Annotated in this window: 16 protein-coding genes; 8 read left to right on the top strand and 8 right to left on the bottom strand. The window is 71.6% G+C overall.

Translation table 11 applies throughout. The features are described from left to right. Positions 1-57: 57 nt before the first annotated feature. Positions 58-1,146, bottom strand: coding sequence for a redox-regulated ATPase YchF (gene ychF, locus OG447_RS02185; protein WP_266934469.1), 1,089 nt, complete (start codon positions 1,144-1,146; stop codon positions 58-60). 260 nt (positions 1,147-1,406) lie between these two features. Between ychF and OG447_RS02190 the strand changes: the two genes are divergently transcribed. Next, complete coding sequence (locus OG447_RS02190) at positions 1,407-1,805, top strand: DUF6542 domain-containing protein (protein ID WP_266938714.1); 399 nt, start codon at positions 1,407-1,409, stop codon at positions 1,803-1,805. Positions 1,806-1,850: 45 nt separating this feature from the next. On the opposite strand, the gene ppgK is transcribed toward OG447_RS02190, so the two are convergent. Continuing rightward, complete coding sequence (gene ppgK / locus OG447_RS02195; RefSeq protein WP_323181714.1) at positions 1,851-2,600, bottom strand: polyphosphate--glucose phosphotransferase; 750 nt, start codon at positions 2,598-2,600, stop codon at positions 1,851-1,853. 21 nt (positions 2,601-2,621) lie between these two features. Continuing rightward, the gene (locus OG447_RS02200) at positions 2,622-3,629 is read right to left on the bottom strand and encodes a 4-hydroxy-3-methylbut-2-enyl diphosphate reductase (RefSeq protein WP_266934472.1); all 1,008 of its coding nucleotides are present in this window, start codon (positions 3,627-3,629) and stop codon (positions 2,622-2,624) included. A 95-nt stretch (positions 3,630-3,724) separates the two neighbouring features. On the opposite strand from OG447_RS02200, the gene OG447_RS02205 reads away from it, so the two are divergent. The 4 genes from OG447_RS02205 (at position 3,725) to OG447_RS02220 (ending at position 8,038) form a co-directional block, all read left to right on the top strand. After that, a complete protein-coding gene (locus OG447_RS02205; protein WP_266934473.1) occupies positions 3,725-5,110 on the top strand; it encodes an APC family permease in 1,386 nt (461 codons plus the stop codon). Positions 5,111-5,735: 625 nt separating this feature from the next. Further along, positions 5,736-6,995, top strand: a complete 1,260-nt coding sequence (xseA, locus tag OG447_RS02210; RefSeq protein WP_266934475.1) for an exodeoxyribonuclease VII large subunit — start codon at positions 5,736-5,738, stop codon at positions 6,993-6,995. A gap of 57 nt (positions 6,996-7,052) precedes the next feature. Then, positions 7,053-7,280 carry an exodeoxyribonuclease VII small subunit gene (locus tag OG447_RS02215; protein WP_266934476.1) on the top strand — a complete coding sequence of 76 codons (228 nt, stop codon included), beginning with the start codon at positions 7,053-7,055 and terminating at the stop codon, positions 7,278-7,280. 167 nt (positions 7,281-7,447) lie between these two features. After that, entirely contained in the window at positions 7,448-8,038 is a 591-nt protein-coding gene (locus OG447_RS02220) for a malonic semialdehyde reductase (RefSeq protein ID WP_266934477.1), read from the top strand. Between the two features lie 110 nt (positions 8,039-8,148). Here OG447_RS02220 and OG447_RS02225 read toward each other — a convergent pair whose 3' ends face one another. Beyond that, positions 8,149-8,667, bottom strand: coding sequence for a DUF4245 domain-containing protein (locus OG447_RS02225; RefSeq protein ID WP_266938715.1), 519 nt, complete (start codon positions 8,665-8,667; stop codon positions 8,149-8,151). Between the two features lie 213 nt (positions 8,668-8,880). Between OG447_RS02225 and glpX the strand changes: the two genes are divergently transcribed. Beyond that, positions 8,881-9,912 (top strand): class II fructose-bisphosphatase, encoded by a 1,032-nt coding sequence (glpX, locus tag OG447_RS02230; protein WP_266934478.1) that lies wholly within the window; start codon positions 8,881-8,883, stop codon positions 9,910-9,912. 148 nt (positions 9,913-10,060) lie between these two features. Here the strand turns inward: glpX and OG447_RS02235 are convergent, their stop codons facing one another. Next, positions 10,061-10,435, bottom strand: coding sequence for a WhiB family transcriptional regulator (locus OG447_RS02235; RefSeq protein WP_323181816.1), 375 nt, complete (start codon positions 10,433-10,435; stop codon positions 10,061-10,063). Positions 10,436-10,631: 196 nt separating this feature from the next. Then, complete coding sequence (locus OG447_RS02240) at positions 10,632-11,285, bottom strand: DUF1707 domain-containing protein (RefSeq protein WP_266934479.1); 654 nt, start codon at positions 11,283-11,285, stop codon at positions 10,632-10,634. 148 nt (positions 11,286-11,433) lie between these two features. On the opposite strand from OG447_RS02240, the gene OG447_RS02245 reads away from it, so the two are divergent. Beyond that, complete coding sequence (locus OG447_RS02245) at positions 11,434-13,104, top strand: fumarate hydratase (protein WP_266934480.1); 1,671 nt, start codon at positions 11,434-11,436, stop codon at positions 13,102-13,104. Between the two features lie 103 nt (positions 13,105-13,207). On the opposite strand, the gene OG447_RS02250 is transcribed toward OG447_RS02245, so the two are convergent. Beyond that, positions 13,208-13,600, bottom strand: coding sequence for a hypothetical protein (locus tag OG447_RS02250; RefSeq protein WP_266934481.1), 393 nt, complete (start codon positions 13,598-13,600; stop codon positions 13,208-13,210). A 99-nt stretch (positions 13,601-13,699) separates the two neighbouring features. Here OG447_RS02250 and OG447_RS02255 point away from each other — a divergent pair, with 99 nt between their 5' ends. Then, complete coding sequence (locus OG447_RS02255) at positions 13,700-14,470, top strand: glycerophosphodiester phosphodiesterase (RefSeq protein WP_266934482.1); 771 nt, start codon at positions 13,700-13,702, stop codon at positions 14,468-14,470. 63 nt (positions 14,471-14,533) lie between these two features. Here OG447_RS02255 and OG447_RS02260 read toward each other — a convergent pair whose 3' ends face one another. Further along, the gene (locus OG447_RS02260) at positions 14,534-16,060 is read right to left on the bottom strand and encodes a ricin-type beta-trefoil lectin domain protein (protein ID WP_266934483.1); all 1,527 of its coding nucleotides are present in this window, start codon (positions 16,058-16,060) and stop codon (positions 14,534-14,536) included. Positions 16,061-16,083: the final 23 nt, after the last annotated feature.

Genomic DNA, 16,083 nt, shown 5'->3' on the forward strand with positions numbered 1-16,083 from the left:
CGACCCCTTCTGACCTGCACGTTTGACGAAACCAGCTAACATGCAGTAACGATACGACTACACATTGAAGCGGAACTCGACCACGTCGCCGTCCTGCATGACGTAGTCCTTGCCCTCCATGCGGGCCTTGCCCTTCGCGCGGGCTTCCGTCACCGAGCCGCATGCGACCAGGTCCGCGAAGGAGATGACCTCGGCCTTGATGAAGCCGCGCTGGAAGTCGGTGTGGATGACGCCGGCCGCCTCGGGGGCCGTCGCGCCCTGCTTGATGGTCCAGGCGCGGGTTTCCTTCGGGCCTGCCGTCAGGTAGGTCTGGAGGCCCAGGGTCGCGAAGCCGACGCGGCCGAGGGTGGCCAGGCCCGGCTCTTCCTGGCCGACCGACTGGAGGAGCTCGAGGGCTTCCTCGTCGTCCAGCTCCGAGAGGTCCTGCTCCAGCTTCGCGTTCAGGAAGATCGCCTCGGCGGGGGCGACCAGCGCGGACTGCTCGGCCTTGAAGGCGTCGTCCGTCAGCTCGTCCTCGTCCACGTTGAAGACGTAGAGGAAGGGCTTCGTCGTGAGGAGGTGGAGCTCGTGGAGGAGGTCGCCCTGCTCCGTGCCCTTGGTGATGCCCTTCGAGAAGAGCGTGTCACCGGCTTCGAGGATCTTCTTCGCCTCGACGACGGCCGCCAGGACCGCGACCTTCTCCTTCTGGAGGCGGGACTCCTTCGTCAGGCGCGGCTCCGCCTTCTCGATGGACTGGAGGTCGGCGAGGATCAGCTCGGTGTTGATGGTCTCGATGTCGTCCTTCGGCGAGACCTTGCCGTCGACGTGCACGACGTTCTCGTCCTTGAAGGCACGGATGACCTGGCAGATCGCGTCCGACTCGCGGATGTTCGCGAGGAACTTGTTGCCCAGGCCCTCACCCTCCGACGCGCCGCGCACGATGCCGGCGATGTCGACGAAGTCGACCGTCGCCGGGAGGATCTTCTGCGAGCCGAAGATGCCGGCGAGGACCGCGAGGCGCGGGTCCGGGACGCCGACGACGCCGACGTTCGGCTCGATGGTGGCGAACGGGTAGTTGGCCGCCAGCACGTCGTTCTTGGTCAGGGCGTTGAACAGGGTCGACTTGCCGACATTCGGCAGGCCGACGATTCCGATCGTGAGCGACACGTTGGCGACTTCCCGTAGCTGGAGGGGCGGCGGCCCGGAGGTGGGCCGTCGGACAGTTTACTTTCCGATGAGTGGCGGTGGATGTACGCGTGTCCGCGCCCGGTTCCGGCGCTCCCCCGGCCTACTTTGGAGAGGTGGAGCAATACAGGACGCGACCGGCCCCTCACCCCCAGCGACCTCCGGCGCAGCGCCGGGGGCGGACGGGCGTGGCCGTCCCCCTGCCCGTACAGGGCGGACCGCGGCCCGCGCTCGCCCGCCGGATGCCCCGGCCCCGGCTGACGGGCCTCGGTGGCGGGCTCTTCGCGTGCGCCGCCATGATGCTGGCGGGCGGGATCGCCTGGCTGCTCTTCGGCTCCTCGCTCTTCGTCTACGGGCTGCTCTTCGTGCCCGTGGCCGCCGCCACCGCGCTCTGGATCCGGCCCGCCGACCTGATCACCGCGCCGATCAGCGTCCCCATCGCCTTCGCCGCCGGGGTGTGGCCCATCTCCGGCGGTTCCGGCGGCTTCGGCGGGCAGCTCATGGGCCTGGTGTCGGCCCTGTCGCTGCACGCCGGCTGGCTGTACGCGGGCACGCTGGCCGCCGCGCTGATCGTCGTCGTCCGCAAGGCCGTGCTGATCGGCCGGCGGCGGCTCCCCCGCAGGGCCGCCCCGACCTCCTAGCCGCCGCCTGGACCTCCTGGGCCGCCCCGGCCGCGGACGCGACCCCTACGCCGGGGGCGTCCCGCGCGCCGCCATCGCCGCGCCCACGATGCCCGCGTTGTTCTGGAGCTTCGCCGGGACGATCTCGGCCCGGATGCCCTCGATCAGCGGGAGGAACTTCTCCGGTTTGCGGCTGACGCCGCCGCCGATGATGAAGAGGTCCGGGGAGAAGAGCATCTCCACGTGGGCGAGGTACCTCTGCACCCGGTGCGCCCAGCGCTCCCAGGTGAGGTCCCCGTCCTCCTTGGCCTTGACCGAGGCACGCGTCTCCGCGTCGTGGCCCTTCAGCTCCAGGTGGCCCAGCTCCGTGTTCGGGACCAGCTGCCCGTCCGTGAACAGGGCGCTGCCGATGCCCGTGCCCAGCGTGAGCAGGATGACCGTGCCGGCCCGCCCGCGCCCGGCCCCGTACGTCATCTCCGCGACGCCCGCCGCGTCCGCGTCGTTGAGGACCGTGACGGGCTGCCCGTCCAGGCGGCGCGAGAGCAGGCCGGCCGTGTCGACGCCGATCCACGCCTTGTCCATGTTGGCCGCCGTACGCGTGACCCCGCCCGTGACCACGCCCGGGAAGGTGAGCCCGACCGGGCCGTCCCAGCCGAAGTGGCGCACCACCTCGACGACGCAGCCGGCCACCCCGTCGGGGGTGGCCGGCTGCGGTGTCAGTACTTTGTGGCGCTCTTGCGCCAGGTCGCCACGGTCCAGGTCCACGGGAGCGCCCTTGATCCCGGATCCGCCGATGTCCACGCCGAAGATCTGCATGGACATACCGTACGAAAGGACTTACTTGTCGGCGACCAGTTCCGCGGCCTCGGCGCGCAGGTCGCGGCGCAGCTCCTTCGGCAGCGAGAAGACGATCGACTCCTCGGCCGTCTTGACGATCTCCACGTCGGCGTAGCCGCGCTGGGCCAGCCACTCCAGGACCTCCTCGACCAGCACCTCCGGCACGGACGCGCCCGAGGTCAGGCCGACCGTGGTGACGCCGTCCAGCCAGGCCTCGTCGATCTCGCTCGCGAAGTCGACCAGGTACGCGGCGCGCGCGCCCGCGTCGAGGGCGACCTCGACCAGGCGGATGGAGTTCGAGGAGTTCTTCGACCCGACGACGATGACCAGGTCGGAGTCGGCGCCCATGACCTTGACCGCGGCCTGGCGGTTGGAGGTGGCGTAGCAGATGTCGTCGCTCGGCGGGGAGACCAGCAGCGGGAACTTGGTCTTCAGCGCGTCGACCGTCTCCATCGTCTCGTCGACGGAGAGCGTGGTCTGCGACAGCCAGACGACCTTGGACTCGTCGCGCACCTCGACCTTCGCCACGTCGTGCGGGCCGTCGACGATCGTGATGTGGTCCGGGGCCTCGCCCGAGGTGCCGATGACCTCCTCGTGGCCCTCGTGGCCGATGAGGAGGATGTCGAAGTCCTCGGTCGCGTAGCGGATGGCTTCCTTGTGCACCTTGGTGACCAGCGGGCAGGTCGCGTCGATCGTCGCGAGCTTGCCGCGCGCCGCCTCCTCGTGCACCACCGGAGCCACGCCGTGCGCCGAGAACATCACGATGGAGCCCTCGGGAACCTCCTCCGTCCGCTCGACGAAGATGGCGCCCTTCTTCTCCAGGGTCTGGACGACGTACTTGTTGTGCACGATCTCGTGGCGTACGTAGACCGGCGCCCCGTACTGCTCGAGCGCCTTCTCGACGGCGATCACGGCACGGTCCACGCCCGCGCAGTAGCCGCGGGGCGCGGCGAGCAGGACACGGCGGGGAGCAGCAGCGGCAGCATCAGCGGGGACGGAAGCAGTCATGTGCTCCATCGTACGGGGGTGTCCAGCAGGCCGGACGTCCCCCGTACGGCACACACTGGCCCGAAACCCTGTCCCGACTGTCCCCCGGAGGACGGATGGCGTCCGCTACGGATTCCGGCAAGGCGGCGCCCACCGCTCTGCGGCGGAGTCTGGGCTTCCGTGACCTGGTCGTCTACGGGCTGCTCTTCATCGCCCCCATGGCCCCGGTGGGGGTCTTCGGCACCCTCGACGCCGCCTCGCACGGCGCCGTCGCCCTCGTGTACCTGGCCGCGACGGTGGCGATGGCCTTCACGGCCTTCTCCTACGCGCAGATGGTGCGGGTCGCCCCGCAGGCCGGCTCGGTCTTCACCTACGCCCGCAAGGGCCTCGGCGAGGGGCCCGGGCTGATCGCCGGGTGGATGGCGATGCTCGACTACCTGCTGATCCCGGCGGTGGCGTACCTGTTCTCCGGGATCGCGATGAACGCCCTGGTCCCGGAGGTCTCGCGGTGGGTCTGGACGGCCCTGGCCGTGGTGGTCACGACCCTGCTCAACCTGTGGGGCGTACGGGCGGCCGCGCGGGTGGGCTTCGCCGTGCTGGCCATGGAGATCCTCGTCCTCCTCGTCTTCCTGGCCGCCGCGGTGACCGTACTGGTCCAGGACGGGCCTCGGCGCGGCTGGCTCTCGCCGCTGACCGGGGACGGTTCGCTGGGCTTCTCGGTGGCGGCCGTGCTGGGCGCGGTGTCCGTCGCGGTGCTGTCCTACCTCGGCTTCGACGCGATCGCCTCGTTCGCGGAGGAGGTGACGGGAGGCTCGGAGCGGGTGGCCCGCGCGGTGCTGTTCTGCCTGGCGCTGGCGGGGCTGCTGTTCGTGGCGCAGAGCTACCTGGCCGCGCTGCTCATGCCCGTATCTTCGGCGGAGCTCGCGGCGGATCCGGCGGGGCAGGGCCCGGCCTTCTACACCGCGGTGGAGTCCTCGGTCGGCACCTGGCTGCACGACCTGGTCGCGGTGAGCAAGGCGGTCGGGGCGGCCTTCGCGGCGCTGGCCGGGCAGGCGGCGGCCGGGCGGCTGCTGTTCGCGATGGCCCGGGAGCGCAGGCTGCCGCGCTTGCTGGCGCGCACTTCGGACGGGACCCCGCGGCCCGCGCTGCTGGTGGCGGCGACGATCACGCTGGTCGCGGCGGTGTGGGCGGCCCGGCGCGCCGACGGGCTCGGGCACCTGGTCTCGGTGGTGGACGTCGGGGCGCTGGTGGCCTTCACCCTGCTGCACGCGTCGGTGGTGGGCTGGTTCGTGGTCCAGCGGCGGGAGGGCGCCCCGGTGTGGTGGAAGCACCTGGTGGTGCCGGTGCTCGGCGCGGCGGTGACCGTCGCGGTGATCGTCGAGGCCTCGTGGGAGGCGCAGCTGGTGGGCGCGGTCTGGCTGGCGGCCGGCCTGGGAGTGCTCCTCGCTCAGCGCGGGGGCGGCCTGGGCGACCTGGGCGACGGCCCGGACGGGGGTCCGTAGCCCCTAAGGGGGCTTGGCGGGGTGTGCGTCTGCGGCGCGGCTGCACGGGGCTCCGCCCCGGACCCCGCGCCTCAATCGCCGGCGGGGCTGGGTTTGGCCTTGGCCCCTGCGGGGGCTTGGCGGGGTGTGGGTCGGTGCCGCTCCGGAGCGTCTCCTCGGCTCGCGCACTTAGCCCCGGCTGCGAACGCAGGGCCTGGGTTGCGCGCTCGTCCTGCGGGGACTCTCCTGCACGACCCCGCCCCACGCCCGGGCTCCGGAAGCGGAGCCTGGCACCAGTGGGCGGCCGCGTGGCCGTGGTGGAGGGGAGTGGGGACGCGCAGGGGTGTCCCCGCAGGACGAGCGCGCAACCGGCCTGACCTTTCGTGATCGGGCTCAGTGCGCGAGCCGAGGAGACAGCCCGGAGCGGCCCCGCGGACCGACCCCACCGACCAGGCCCCGGCAAGGCCGAACCGCACCGAAGCCAGGGCCAAATCCAGCCCCGCCGGCGTTTGAGGCGCGGGGCCTGGGGCGGAGCCCCAGCAACGGCGCCGCACCCGGCCGAGCCGCCCGCAGGGCAGGCGGCGCAGCCGAGCCCCATACCGCCCAGCCGCCCGCAGGGCCCGGCCGCGCCGGTTAGCCTGCGTGCATGGGTCTGAATACGTCGGCCGAGGCGCCGCTGCCGGTAGGCCAGGTGTCCCGGCTCATCGGGGGCTGGATCGAGCGCCTGGGCCAGGTGTGGGTGGAGGGGCAGATCACCCAGCTCTCGCGACGGCCGGGGGCGGGGGTGGTCTTCTTGACGTTGCGCGATCCCTCGCACGACATCTCGGTCAGCGTGACCTGCTTCCGCCAGGTCTACGACGAGGTCGCGGACGCGGTCTCGGAGGGCGCGCGGGTCGTCGTACTGGCCAAACCGGAGTGGTACGCCCCGCGCGGGCAGCTGTCCCTGCGGGCCACGGAGATACGGCCGGTCGGCATCGGGGAGCTGCTCGCGCGGCTGGAGCGGCTCAAGCGGTCCCTGGCCGCCGAGGGGCTGTTCGCGCTGGACCGCAAGAAGCCGCTGCCCTTCCTGCCGCAGCTGGTCGGCCTGGTGGTGGGGCGGGCCTCGGCGGCCGAGCGCGACGTTCTGGAGAACGCGCGGCGGCGCTGGCCGGCGGTCCGCTTCGAGGTGCGCAACGTGGCCGTTCAGGGTGTCCACGCGGTGCCGCAGGTGATCCAGGCGGTCAAGGAGCTCGACGCGCTGGACGAGGTCGACGTGATCATCGTGGCGCGCGGCGGCGGCAGCGTGGAGGACCTGCTGCCGTTCTCCGACGAGGAGGTCGTGCGGGCCGTCGCCGCGGCCCGTACCCCGGTGGTCTCGGCGATCGGCCACGAGCCGGACTCCCCGCTGCTGGACCTGGTCGCGGACCTGCGGGCCTCGACGCCCACGGACGCGGCGAAGAAGGTGGTCCCGGACGTGGGCGAGGAGCTGGAGCGGGTACGCCAGCTGCGCGAGCGGGGGCTGCGCGCCGTACGGGGGCTGCTCGACCGCGAGGAGCGGGGCCTCGCGCACGCCCTCGGCCGGCCCGTCTTCGTCCATCCGCAGCGGATGGTGGAGACCCGGGAGGACGAGCTGGAGGCGCTGCTGGCCCGCAGCCGCAGGACGCTGGGGCACCTGCTGGACCGGGCCGATTCTGAGCTCCGGCACACGCTGGCCCGGGTGGTGGCGCTGTCCCCCGCGGCGACCCTGGAGCGGGGGTACGCGGTGCTCCAGCGGGAGGACGGGCACGTGGTGCGCTCGCCGGAGGAGGTCTCGGCGGGCCAGGTGCTGCACGCGCGGGTGGCGCAGGGCTCCTTCTCCGTCTCCGTGGAGGTCGCGGCCCCAGAGCTCGCGGAACCCGCCGCCGGCCCGGCCGACGGCACCGGGTGACGGCACACGCACGCAACATGTCCGCTGCACTGCACACACACGAGGTGGGAAACGGGAATGCCTGAGACGGAAACGGCGCTGGGGTACGAGCAGGCCAGGGACGAGCTCATCGAGGTCGTCCGCAAGCTGGAGGCGGGCGGCACCTCGCTGGAGGACTCGCTCGCGCTCTGGGAGCGAGGCGAGGAGCTGGCCAAGGTGTGCCGGCACTGGCTGGAGGGAGCCCGCGCCCGGCTGGACTCGGCGCTGGCGGCCCGCGACGGCGGGGCGGAGCCCGGGCGGGAGTGAGCGGCCGGGGGTGAGCGGCCGGGGGTGAGCGGCCCGGCGTGAGCGGCCGGAAAGTGACTCCGGTCACCACCCCCGCCGATTTAGTTGAAATTTCATCTACTTTCGCCGTACAGTCGAGACATCGCTTCACCGCACGGCTTCACCACACGCACAGAAGAAGGCTTCCGATGTCTCTCGTTCTCGACTCCGCCGCACAGGACCTGCTGTTCCGCGAGGCCCGCACCGCCAACTCGTTCTCCGACGAGCCGGTGACCGAGGAGCAGGTCCAGGCCATCTACGACCTGGTGAAGTACGGCCCCACCGCTTTCAACGCGACCCCGCTGCGCATCACCCTGGTCCGCTCCCCCGAGGCCCGCGAGCGCCTCGTGAAGCACCTGGCCGAGGGCAACCAGGCCAAGACCGCCGCCGCGCCGCTGGTCGCGATCCTCTCCGCGGACAACGAGTTCCACGAGGAGCTCCCGCACCTGCTGCCGCACTTCCCGCAGGCGAAGGACGCCTTCTTCTCCGAGCGCCCGGTGCGCGAGCAGTCCGCGCTGCTGAACGCCGCCCTGCAGGCCGCCTACTTCATCGTCGGCGTCCGCGCCGCCGGTCTGGCCGCGGGCCCGATGACCGGCGCCGACTTCGCCGGCATCCAGAAGGAGTTCCTGGACGCCGACCACACCCCTCTGATCGTCGTCAACATCGGCAAGCCGGGCGAGGGCGCCTGGTTCGACCGCTCGCCGCGCCTGGCCTTCGACCAGGTCGTCACCACCGTCTGAGCCCGTACGGGCGTCGCGACGTCCGTACGTGAGAAAGGCCGCGCCCCCGGATCCCGGGGTGCGCGGCCTTTCCCGTGCACGGCTGTCGCGACGCGCAGGGCCTGCTTGCCCTACTTGCCCTGCTTGAACTCCAGCGCCGCCGCGAGCACGCCCAGCTGCTCGAAGGGGGCCGTCCCGGCGACGACCGTGACGTAGCCCTGCTCCTGGCGCACGAGGGCGTCGTACTTCTCGCCCTCCCAGCGCTCCCAGGTCTGGTCGCCGACCTGCTGCGTCCGGCCGGTGGCCTCCGCCCGCTGGGTGAGCTTGCCGATGTTCTTGGCGGAGGCGTCGCTGGACTGCTCCACCGCCACGTACTGCTTCTCCGGGTCGAGGAAGCCCAGGTGCCAGCCGTCGGCGTTCTTGCGGTCGTACGAGACCGAGGTCGCCCGCCAGTCCGGGGCGAGCCCCACGGGCACGGCGACGGGATACGGCGCGGCGCGCCGGGCCGTGGTCGTCTCCACCCGGTAGTCGACCGTCCGCGTCGGGTCGGCCTTGTCGTCGTGCGGGATGAACATGTAGATCCCCGCGACGACGAGCCCGATCACCGCCAGTGAGCGGACCATGTCCAGAACCGTCTGCTTGCCCTTCATATTCGCCACGGCACCATCGTCCCGTATCGCCGCGGGCGATCACCGCCGGGGTCCCCGCGGCGCGGGCACCCGGAGGGCAAGACGTCCGCTCAGGCCAATCGGCTGACCGATATTCCGCTCATACGTGACCCGCCCTGCTCAATATGTCGACGTACCGATAGAGTTCCAGCACCCTCACATCCCGGCCGTCGTCGTACAGAAAGGTGCGCTCCGATGACCGAGCACAACCTGCCGCCCCAGCTCGTAGTCTCTCCGGAGGCCCCCGACCGCAATCTCGCCCTGGAACTCGTCCGCGTGACCGAGGCCGCAGCCATGGCCGCCGGCCGCTGGGTCGGGCGCGGTGACAAGCTCGGCGCCGACGGCGCCGCGGTCAACGCGATGCGGACCCTGATCTCCACCGTCTCGATGAACGGCGTCGTCGTCATCGGCGAGGGCGAGAAGGACGAAGCCCCGATGCTCTTCAACGGCGAGCGGGTCGGCGACGGCACCGGCGCCGAGGTCGACATCGCCGTGGACCCGATCGACGGCACCACCCTGAACGCCAAGGGCATGCCGAACGCCATCGCCGTCCTGGCCGCCGCCGACCGCGGAACCATGTTCGACCCGTCCGCGGTCTTCTACATGGAGAAGCTGGTCACCGGCCCCGAGGCCGCCGACTTCGTCGACATCAACGCCCCGGCCTCGGTGAACATCCGCCGGGTCGCCAAGGCCAAGAACATGGCCGTCGAGGACGTCACCGTGGTCATCCTGGACCGCCCCCGTCACGAGGGCATCGTCAAGGAGATCCGCGAGACCGGCGCCCGGATCAAGTTCATCTCGGACGGCGACGTCGCGGGCTCGGTCATGGCGGTGCGCGAGGGCACCGGCGTGGACCTGCTCCTCGGCATCGGCGGCACCCCCGAGGGCATCATCTCGGCCTGCGCCATAAAGTGCCTCGGCGGCACCATCCAGGGCAAGCTGTGGCCGAAGGACGACGCCGAGCGCCAGAAGGCGATCGACGCGGGCCACGACCTGGACCGGGTCCTGCACACCAACGACCTGGTGTCCGGCGAGAACGTCTTCTTCGTCGCCACCGGCATCACGGACGGCGAGCTGCTGCGCGGCGTCCACTACCGCTCGGAGACCGCGACCACGTCCTCGCTGGTCATGCGCTCGAAGTCGGGCACGATCCGGCAGATCGACTCGACGCACCGCCTCTCGAAGCTGCGCGCGTACAGCGCGATCGACTTCGACCGCGCGCAGTAGGAGCGGATCGCGTCGCGGCGGACGACGTGCGCGAGAGGGGCGGCCCCGTGCGGGGGACCGCCCCTCTCGCGTACGTGCACCTGCCTGCGCTCCACGCGGCCGGGATACGGCTGCCAGTTCGGGGTACGGGAGTACGGGGGTACGGGGCTCAGCCCGCGGCGGCGATCGGCCCGGCCCCAGGGGCCTGGCGCAGTTCCGCCGCCCTGCGCCGCATCCGCGCCAGCACCACCCGGCGCTCGGCCGCGGTCAGCCCGCCCCAGACCCCGTACGGCTCGGGCTGGAGCAGTGCGTGCTCCCGGCAGGCGACCATCACCGGGCAGCGGGCGCAGACGCGCTTGGCGGCCTCCTCGCGGGAGAGCCGCGCCGCGGTCGGCTCCTTGGAGGGAGCGAAGAAGAGCCCCGCCTCGTCGCGGCGGCACACCGCCTCCGCGTGCCATGGGCCGTCCTCCACCCTGGCCGGCACCCGCGGCTTCGGCACGGCGGCCTGACGCCCCTGAAGACTCTGGACGGCGGCAACCTGCAGGGACTGATGCGGCGGATGCGGCACGGTCTACTCCTGACGACGTATACGCGAGCGAGAGACGATGCACCTGTCCCTACCCGCTGTGCGCGCCCCTATGCACTGGGTGCCACCGGGCGCCGGAGGTTCGTCCGAAACGCGACGCTGCCGCAGGGGGTGTCCGCCGGCCCGCACGGGACGGGCGGCGCGGGGCCCGTCGTCAGCCCTCCAGGCGCTTGCGCAACTTGAGCGCCAGGTCGACCAGGCGGGCGCCGGGCTTGGGCCGCGCCTCGATGTTGCCCAGCAGGGAGAAGCCCCGGACGATCACCACCGGCGCCTGCGGGTCGGTTTCCGCGCGGCTCTCGCCGCGCACCTCGAAGTTGCCGAGGAAGCCGCTGCCGTAGCCGCGCAGGGTGACGTTCTCCGGGACCAGCACCTCGACGTTGCCGAGCACGCAGACCACGTTGATCTCGGTGACCTGCTGGGCGAAGACCGCCTCCGTCAGGTCGATGGCGATGTCGCCCATGACGGAGACCGCGCGGGTGTGCGCGCCCGGCCGCCAGCGGCCCTTGCGGGCGGAGCTGCTGCACACGGCCACGACGTTCTCGGTGTAGTCGGCCGGCGCGGACGCGGACGCCGCGTACCCGGGCGGGGTGTGGCTCGCGCCGGGCGCGGGCAGGTCTCGTACGAGCACCTCCAGCTCGCCCACCGTCTTGACGGCGTACAGCGAGTCCAGGCGCTCGGAGTGCTCGTCGGAGGTCAGCCGGCCTTCGGCTAGGGCGTCGGCGAGGATCTGCGCGATCCGGTCCCGGTCGGCGTCGGAGGCGCGCAGCTCGGCGGGGGCGGGGGCGGCGGGGTGCTTTTCCAGGTCCACCGCACCAGCATAGCGAGACACGATAGATCGCGATACTGCCGAGTGAGCCTTACCTCACAGACACGGCCACCCCGGGAGGTTCTACGCTGGTGGACTGCGCTGCCAATTGGTCGTCAGTGCTGTCTGCCGAGTGAGGAATGGCCACACGATGCCGGAGTTCGCGTACACCGACCTGCTGCCCCTGGGCGAGGACACCACCCCCTACCGGCTGGTGACCGCCGAGGGCGTGTCCACCTTCGAGGCGGACGGCCGTACGTTCCTCAAGGTGGAGCCCGAGGCGCTGCGCAAGCTCGCCGAAGAGGCCATCCACGACATCCAGCACTTCCTGCGCCCCGCCCACCTCGCGCAGCTGCGCCGCATCATCGACGACCCCGAGGCCTCCTCGAACGACAAGTTCGTGGCTTTGGACCTGCTGAAGAACGCGAACATCGCGGCGGCCGGCGTCCTGCCGATGTGCCAGGACACGGGCACCGCGATCGTGATGGGCAAGCGCGGCCAGAACGTGCTGACGGAGGGCGCCGACGAGGCAGCCCTGTCCCGCGGCATCTACGACGCCTACACCCGCCTGAACCTGCGCTACTCGCAGATGGCCCCGGTCACCATGTGGGAGGAGAAGAACACCGGCTCGAACCTGCCCGCGCAGATCGAGCTGTACGCGACCGACGGCGGCGCGTACAAGTTCCTCTTCATGGCCAAGGGCGGCGGCTCGGCCAACAAGTCCTTCCTCTACCAGGAGACCAAGGCGGTCCTCAACGAGGCCTCCATGATGAAGTTCCTGGAGGAGAAGATCCGCTCGCTCGGTACGGCGGCCTGCCCGCCCTACCACCTGGCGATCGTCGTCGGCGGCACCTCCGCCGAGCACGCGCTCAAGACCGCGAAGTACGCCTCGGCCCACTACTTGGACGAGCTGCCGACCGAGGGCTCCGCGCTGGGCCACGGCTTCCGCGACCTGGAGCTGGAGCAGCAGGTCTTCGAGCTCACCCAGAAGATCGGCATCGGCGCGCAGTTCGGCGGCAAGTACTTCTGCCACGACGTGCGCGTCGTCCGCCTCCCCCGCCACGGCGCCTCGCTGCCCGTCGCGATCGCCGTGTCCTGCTCGGCCGACCGCCAGGCCACCGCGAAGATCACCGCCGAGGGCGTGTTCCTGGAGCAGCTGGAGACCGACCCGGCACGCTTCCTGCCGGACACCACGGACTCGCACCTGGACGAGGCCTCCGACGTCGTCTCCATCGACCTGAACCAGCCGATGGACGACATCCTGGCGACGCTGACCGAGCACCCGGTCAAGACCCGCCTCTCCCTGACCGGCCCGCTGGTCGTGGCGCGCGACATCGCGCACGCCAAGATCAAGGAACTGCTGGACTCGGGCGCGGAGATGCCGCAGTACCTGAAGGACCACCCGGTCTACTACGCCGGCCCCGCGAAGACCCCCGAGGGCTACGCATCGGGCTCCTTCGGCCCGACCACGGCCGGCCGCATGGACAGCTACGTCGAGCAGTTCCAGGCGGCGGGCGGCTCCAAGGTCATGCTGGCCAAGGGCAACCGCTCCCAGCAGGTGACGGACGCCTGCGGCACCCACGGCGGCTTCTACCTCGGCTCGATCGGCGGCCCGGCGGCGCGCCTGGCGCAGGACTGCATCAAGAAGGTCGAGGTCCTGGAGTACGAGGAGCTCGGCATGGAGGCGGTCTGGAAGATCGAGGTCGAGGACTTCCCGGCCTTCATCGTCGTGGACGACAAGGGCAACGACTTCTTCACCTCACGTGAACCCGCGCAGCCGACGTTCACCAGCATCCCGGTACGCGGTCCCGGCCTCGGCTGATCCCGGTAGCAGCAGCTGTTGAGAGCCCCTGGCATCCGCCGGGGGCTCTCTGCTTGATCGGCGATCCCGCGCCCGCCCGGCCCCGTAGCCGTTGCCGTAGCGGCTACTCCGCCCGGGCTCGGAACCCGGCCTCGCGCAGCCGGTCCGTCAGGTACCGGACCTCGACGGGGGTGGCCCGGTACCCGTCGCGCACGGCGGTCACGGCCTCCCGAATGGTCATGCCGAGCGCGTCACGGAAGACCTTCAGAGCCGCACCGCCGGAGCCGTCCACGCGGAGCAGGGCCGTGCCTTCGGCAGCCACGACGGCCGCGCGGACGTGGGCGGGGACCGATCCCCACCCGCGGTCCCGGATGCACGGCGGTTCGCCGATCCTGCACTGGTCGCACTCCCACTCCGCTTCCCAGCCCAGCCGACCGCCTTCGATCCGCTGCCGGGCGCGAAAGACGCAGTGCGGACACGGCGCGCAGTACGAGGTCGCCATCTTCGGATCGGGCATGACGTCACCCTGCCTGCGCGGGCGCCGTCGCGCATCCGGTTAACGTCGGGGACACAGCCCCGCGCCTGCGCGTTCACCCTGGTTTGCAAGGATTTCCGTATGACTGCGACGTCCCCCCTCCGCCCCGCCCGCGCCGTCCGGGTGGTCGCCCACCGCGGGGCCTCCCACGAGCACCCCGAGCACACCATCGCCGCCTACCGGCAGGCCATCGCCGAGGGGGCCGACGCACTCGAGTGCGACGTGCGGCTCACCGCCGACCACAGGCTGGTCTGCGTGCACGACCGCCGGGTGGAGCGGACCTCCGACGGGCGTGGGGTGGTCTCCGCGATGACCTACGAGGAGCTCGCCGCCCTCGACTTCGGCCGCTGGAAGGGCGAGGAGCACCGCGGGGCCCGGGTGCTGCTCTTCGAGGACCTGCTGCGCGAGGCGCTGGCCGCGCCGCGGCCGGTCGGGCTCGCCGTGGAGACCAAGCACCCGACGCGCGCCGGCGGCCGGCTGGAGGCCGAACTGGTGCGGATGCTGCGGGAGTACGGGCTGGCCGACGGCTCCACGGGCCGCGTCGAGGTGATGAGCTTCTCCCGGAACGCGCTGACCCGCATGCACCGGCTCGCGCCCGGGCTGCCCACCGTGTTCCTCATCGAGCGCAGGATCCGCCCGGTGCGGCCCCCGTACGCGACGCACGCGGGCCCCGGCATCGACCTGGTCCGGCAGGACCCGGCGCTGGTGGCCCGGCTCAAGGCCAAGGGGCTGTCGGTCCGGGTGTGGACCGTGGACGAGCCCGAGGACGTGGAGCTGTGCGTGCGGCTCGGGGTGGACACGATCATCACCAACCGTCCGGCGGACGTGCGCAAGCTGCTCGCTGACATGTGAGACATGTGAACACCCGGCCGGGTTGCGCCGGCCGGGTGTGGGGGGTCGCTGGGGCGGAGAGGGTCAGGCGAAGCGCTGGTTCGCCGAGCCGTTGCAGGTCTGCAGGCGCAGCGGCTGCTGGGGCGCGGAGAGCGTCAGGCACATGCCGGTGGCGGCCGCGGGGCGGATGGTGGAGCCGTCGCGGACGAACTGCTGGTTCGTGCCGCCGTGGCAGTTCCAGATGATCAGGCCGGCGCCGTTGCCGTAGTTGGCGCCGGGGGCGTCGAGGCAGCGGTCCTGGGTCAGTTCGACGTGGACGGACTTGCGGGTGGCGTCGTGCCACCAGCCCTGGTTGCGGCCGCCGTGGCAGTCCCAGCCCAAGACTGCCGTCCCGTTGGCGCTGGAGCCTCCGTTCGCGTCGAGGCAGGTGACGGTGGCCTCGTTCTTCAGGGGCTTGAACTTGTCGTCCCAGGCCCCGGCCTGGAGGACCGGTGTGCCGGTGCTGGCGGGGTCGGCGCAGGAGGCCTCGCGCAGGCCCGAGGCGTACAGCTGGGTGAGGCAGGACGCGAAGGCGCCGTGGCCGCGGTAGTTGGGGTGGAAGGACTGGCGGGCGGTGTTCTCGTCCCACGGGAAGTGGTCCCCGAGGTCCAGGTAGAGGCCGCGGGCCCAGGTGTCCTCCATGCACACCTCGTGGCCGTGGAAGAGCCGCGAGTTGTCGAGGTAGACGGCGCCGGAGTTGCGGGCGGCCTCGCGCATGCCCTTCTCGAAGGTGGGCACCGCGTAGTTGCGGCCCCAGGTGGCGTCGGAGTCGTAGCCGGCGCAGCCGCCGGGGAGCTTGCCGGGGAAGTTCGGGTTGTCGTTGAAGTCGGGGCCGATGGGGCTGGGGTAGCCCATGACGACCAGTTTGTAGTCGGAGTCGGCGTAGCCCGCGTCGCGCATGACCGTCTTGAGGTCGGCGACGGTGGACTCCACCTTGGGCTTCAGGCCGTCGACGCGTGCCTGCCAGCCGGGGCCGTACTTGGGTTCGCAGGTGCCCTGGCTGAGCACCCAGCGGGTGACGCAGTCGGTCATGACGGGGCCGAACTGGAGGTCGTCGTTGGCCCCGGCGACCAGCAGCACCATCTTGATCTTCGTGTTGCGGGCCTTGACGGCCAGGCTGTCGCTCTGCACCAGCTCGTCGGCGTACTGCTTGCTGCCGCCGATCCTGATGTTGCCGGTGTAGCCGCCGGAGCAGGCGACGTTGAAGGTAAGGTCGGCCGGGATGCCGGTGCGGTGGATCGCCGAGTCCGGCGAGCGGTGGCACTGGTTGTTCGGCGTGTTGGTGGCCGGGTCGTAGTTGCCGATGCCCTCGCCCGAGATCTCGCTGTCGCCCAGGGAGATGAGCCCGGTCTTGCGCTCGTTCAGCGGCCGGACGGCCGGATCCCCGTAGATCTTGGTGGCTTCCGCGGCGCGGACGGCCTCCAGCTCGGGCGGGAGGGGCGTGGCCACCCCCGCGGTGGGGGCCGCCTGGGCCATGGGGGTGATGGCGGTGACGCCTCCTAGGGCGGCCGCCGCCGCCACGATGGCGGCGAAGGTAGATCTGAGCCTGGGTTTCTTCTGTGCGCGTGTCATGAACGCCTCCCCGAATGCCGGTG

This window comes from Streptomyces sp. NBC_01408, from assembly GCF_026340255.1.
Lineage (GTDB): Bacteria > Actinomycetota > Actinomycetes > Streptomycetales > Streptomycetaceae > Streptomyces.